This is a genomic window from Halomonas sp. BM-2019 (genome assembly GCF_017584085.1).
This window is the reverse complement of the sequence record NZ_CP071922.1, coordinates 510898-515064: the sequence shown is the minus strand read 5'-3', so window position 1 is coordinate 515064 and position 4167 is coordinate 510898. Positions and strand designations below refer to the sequence as shown.

The 4167-nt window shown below is 53.3% G+C and carries 4 protein-coding genes; 1 reads left to right on the top strand and 3 read right to left on the bottom strand.

Annotated elements, in window-relative coordinates:
* Both hutU and hutC read right to left on the bottom strand, forming a co-directional pair.
* Positions 1-1145, bottom strand: a 1145-nt coding sequence (gene hutU, locus J5F18_RS02600) for a urocanate hydratase (RefSeq protein WP_346300793.1), incomplete at its 3' end; no start/stop codon positions are given.
* A 23-nt stretch (positions 1146-1168) separates the two neighbouring features.
* Positions 1169-1891 carry a histidine utilization repressor gene (gene hutC / locus J5F18_RS02595; protein WP_346300792.1) on the bottom strand — a complete coding sequence of 241 codons (723 nt, stop codon included), beginning with the start codon at positions 1889-1891 and terminating at the stop codon, positions 1169-1171.
* 129 nt (positions 1892-2020) lie between these two features.
* On the opposite strand from hutC, the gene hutI reads away from it, so the two are divergent.
* Positions 2021-3232 (top strand): imidazolonepropionase, encoded by a 1212-nt coding sequence (hutI, locus tag J5F18_RS02590; protein ID WP_346300791.1) that lies wholly within the window; start codon positions 2021-2023, stop codon positions 3230-3232.
* On the opposite strand, the gene J5F18_RS02585 is transcribed toward hutI, so the two are convergent.
* Positions 3194-4167: formimidoylglutamase (locus J5F18_RS02585; protein WP_346300790.1), on the bottom strand; the 974-nt coding region annotated here is incomplete at its 5' end. The genes hutI and J5F18_RS02585 overlap by 39 nt on opposite strands.

Here is a 4167-nt window from a genome sequence, read left to right as displayed (position 1 = left end):
TCCTTTACTTTTTGGTCTGTTTTGTAGATGTCTTCCGGGTCGCCAGACAGCGCAACCCAACGAAACGGACCAATACCTTGGCAGAATAATGGACGAATATAAGCCGGAACGAAGCCGGGAAAATCGAATGCGTTGGTGACACCGACATCTTTTGCCATCTGGCGGATGTTGTTGCCGTAATCGAGCACGGCGGCACCACGATTTTGGAATTCCAGCATAGCTTCAACTTGCACCGCCATTGACTGCTTTGCTGCCGCCACCACTTCTTGTGGTGCACTTTCACGCTTTGCCGCGGCTTCTGCCATGGTCCAGCCTTGCGGTAAGTAGCCATTCAATGGATCATGCGCTGAGGTTTGATCCGTGACCACATCCGGGGTTACGCCACGTTGCACGAGCTCGGCATACACATCAGCAGCGTTAGCTAACAACCCCACGGACACGGCACGGCCTTCTTGTTTCGCGCGCTCAAGACGTGCCAAGGCATCATCTAAATCCGTTGCTTTTTCATCCACATAGCGCGTGCGTAAACGAAAATCGATACGGCTTTCGTCAACTTCACAGGCCAGCATACTGAAGCCGGCCATGGTCGCAGCCAATGGTTGCGCACCACCCATGCCACCAAGACCACCGGTTAAGACCCATTTGCCGCTCGCGTCACCGGCAAAATGTTGCCGGGCAACCGCACCAAAGGTTTCGTACGTGCCTTGCACAATGCCTTGCGAGCCGATGTAAATCCATGAGCCGGCCGTCATCTGGCCGTACATCATCAAGCCCTTCTTATCGAGCTCGTTAAAGTGCTCCCAGTTCGCCCACTCCGGCACCAAATTCGAGTTTGCAATCAAGACACGTGGCGCGTCGGCGTGGGTCGGAAATACGCCGACTGGCTTACCGCTTTGAACAAGTAGGGTTTGGTCGTCCTCAAGGCGATCGAGCACCTCAACAATTTTGTCAAAGCATTCCCAACTCCGGGCGGCACGGCCAATGCCACCGTAAACCACAAGTCCTTGCGGGTGCTCGGCAACGTCCGGGTCGAGATTATTCATTAGCATGCGTTTCGCTGCTTCGGTTTGCCAGCTTTTCGCTGTTTTCTCACTACCGGTTGCTGCTCGAACAACGCGACTTTCGTCAATACGGGTAAAACTCATGATGATTTCTCCAATCCTGGATATTATTCTTGATCGCGGCGACGCGTGGTTTTGAACGTCATATGGCCGCCAAGACGAAAACGACTGCCCGGGTGCGTCAATGTTGCTTGACTGACCACACCGTCTCTGCAGCTTGTTCGCCGTTGAATTTGTAGACATGGTTCTGGCTCGGTTAACCCTAGCCACTGAATCTGTTCGTTCGTGGGCATAATCGCTTCGATTAAATGACTCGCTTCGGTCAATGGCGTGACTTCGCACAAGTATTCATGCGGTGTCATGACGGTGAAGTCTTGATTTAAATATTCCGGGACTAACCATGGGTTAACGTAGCGATCTTCGACTTGCACCGCTTGGCCATTCTCGTAATGGGTAATCACTGAACGCAGTAATTCGGTGTTAGCAGCAACCTGCAAAGCGGTCGCTAAGTTTGCTGTCGCTGGAACGCGCTCCAAAACTTGGACAACCGCATGATGGCGGTGACCACGAAGTTCGATCTCGTCACGAATATTACGGATGGTGAGTAGTGCGGACTGTGACTTCAGCGGTGCGACGAAGGTGCCCGAACCGCGGGTACGCGTGACCAGCCCTTCGTCCGCTAACTCCTGCAATGCCCGACGCGCGGTCATGCGGCTCACATTGAATTGCTGAGCAAGCACGTTCTCCGAGCTGACCGGGTGATATTCAGGCCATTCACCGGACTCAATTTTGCGGTAGATAAACTCTTTGATGTGGGCAAATTTAGCCATAGTCTTACCTTGGTTACACCTTGAGTAATTTTAAAAGCTTGCTATGATATGTTGTATATACATTAGCAAAGCTTACTTTCAAAAAGCAATCATTTTCGCTTTCTGTCTGTTCCGAAAAAGGGTAAATCGATGACCGCCACCGTTATTCATTCCGTGCAAGCCGCCTGTATGACCAGTGCAGATCTCGGACTCATCAAAGATGCAGCGGTCGTCTTCGCTGACGGCGTCATTCAGTGGGTTGGGCCGAGCGCTTCCTTACCCAGCGACTATGCTCAGGCAGAGCTTATTGACGGCCACGGTCGTTTGCTCACCCCGGCGCTGACGGATTGCCATACTCACCTCGTTTGGGCGGGATCGCGTGCGGGTGAATTTCGTCAGCGATTGCACGGCGCCAGCTATGCTGAAATAGCTGCACAAGGCGGTGGAATTCTCAGCACCGTTAAAGCCACCCGTGCAGCTTCGGCGGACACGCTCTTGGCATTGAGCCTGCCGCGCGCAGAAACACTGATGGCACAAGGCGTTGCGCATATTGAGATTAAATCAGGTTATGGCCTGAGTTTGGACGATGAACTGAAACAACTGCGGGTCGCGCGGGAAATTGGCCAGCGCCTGCCGTTGAAAGTAAGCACCACCTTGTTAGCTGCCCATGCGTTACCGCCGGAATTTAAAAATGACGCGGACGGTTATATCGATCACATCATTGACGCCATTTTGCCGGCGGCAGTCGCCGAGAATTTAGTCGATGCAGTGGATGTGTTTTGTGAAAATATTGGCTTTTCTCGTGAACAAACGGAGCGAGTTTTTCAAGCGGCTAAACACTATGGCTTACCGGTGAAGCTGCATGCTGAGCAACTCAGTGACCAAGATGGGGCCGCTTTAGTGGCTGCCTATGATGGCTTGTCTGCTGATCATCTAGAATATTTGTCCGCAAGCGGAATCGACTCCATGGCCAAAGCTGGTTCGGTGGCCGTGTTGTTGCCGGGCGCGTTTTACTTTTTACGGGAAACCAAATTACCGCCGATTCAGGCTTTACGTGACGCGGGCGTACCAATCGCCATTGCCACCGACGCCAATCCCGGCTCGTCACCTTTCATTCAGCTACCATTGATGATGCATTTTGCTTGCAGCTTGTGGCAACTCACACCGGAAGAAGCTTGGTTGGGCGTCACACGTAACGCTGCGCGAGCTCTGGGCGATGACGGGCAAGGTACACTCGCCATCGGCCAGCGTGCTGATCTCGCCCTGTGGGATTTAACGGCGCCCGAGGAAATTACTTACCAATTCGGCGGCAACCCTCTACAATCACTGTGGATTGCGGGCAAGAATGTAAGTGAGCACTAATTCACTAAGGATTTGACCCGCAGCTCGAGTGCCGGCATCAAGACCTGACGGATGGCAAGACGGCGCTGCTTCCGCAAGGTGTAAATAACGGACCTGTGGCAGCGCAGCAAGCTCGCGAACAAAGGTGCAGGCATCGTCAAAGCCAATTCCGGTGAAGTTCAACGCACTTGCCGGCGCTTGCATGATCACGTCGACATCAAGCTCGATGCCAAATGGCGTGCCCCATTCAACCACGTCGCGGACAACGGACGGCATCACCTTACGCATACTGAGCTGCTGTACCTGCTGCGCACGGATATAATTGAAACCGGCTTGCTGCAATTGGTCGAGTGTTGTCTTGGAGTTTTTCGCTTCATGCAAACCAACCACATGATAATGCGCTAATACGCCTTGTTCGTGGGCGTAACTAAAGCCGTTGCCACTATGGCGACCTTCAAGCGGGCGAAAGTCGGAATGCGGATCAAGATTGACCGCAGCCACGGCTTGTTCTTGCGTGGAGGCTAAACCCTGCAACAGTGGCAAGGCGTTATTATGGCCACCACCAATTAGAATCACTTCAATATCAGCGGCGAACAAAGCAGACACAACCGACGCGACACGCGTATCAAGTTCGGCGCAAAGTGCGCGCAGTTGTTGCAGTTCTTCAGGATTTTGCGGATCTAAATGCTCACTGCGCATCTGCAAGTCGCTACAAGCGACCGAACCTGCCATGAGTAAGTGCGCAAGTGGCAGGCGACCCGAGTCCTGCAAATTCAAAAATTGCTGGAGAAACGCTTGCCAACCTAATTCCGCGCCACCGCGCCCTAAATTGGCGCGTGGACCGAGTGACTCCGGCACCCCTAAAAGGGCAATCGGTCGCACCGCCGACGCTTGCTCCGCATCGACTTGATGCGCCGCTTGCAGATCAGCTTCAGATAGCGACGACAATACCCGGA

What these genes read in the sequence shown, in the direction of transcription:
- hutC (WP_346300792.1), bottom strand. Translation starts at nt 1,891, where the DNA reads ATGGCTAAATTTGCCCACATCAAAGAGTTTATCTACCGCAAAATTGAG.
- hutI (WP_346300791.1), top strand. Translation starts at nt 2,021, where the DNA reads ATGACCGCCACCGTTATTCATTCCGTGCAAGCCGCCTGTATGACCAGT.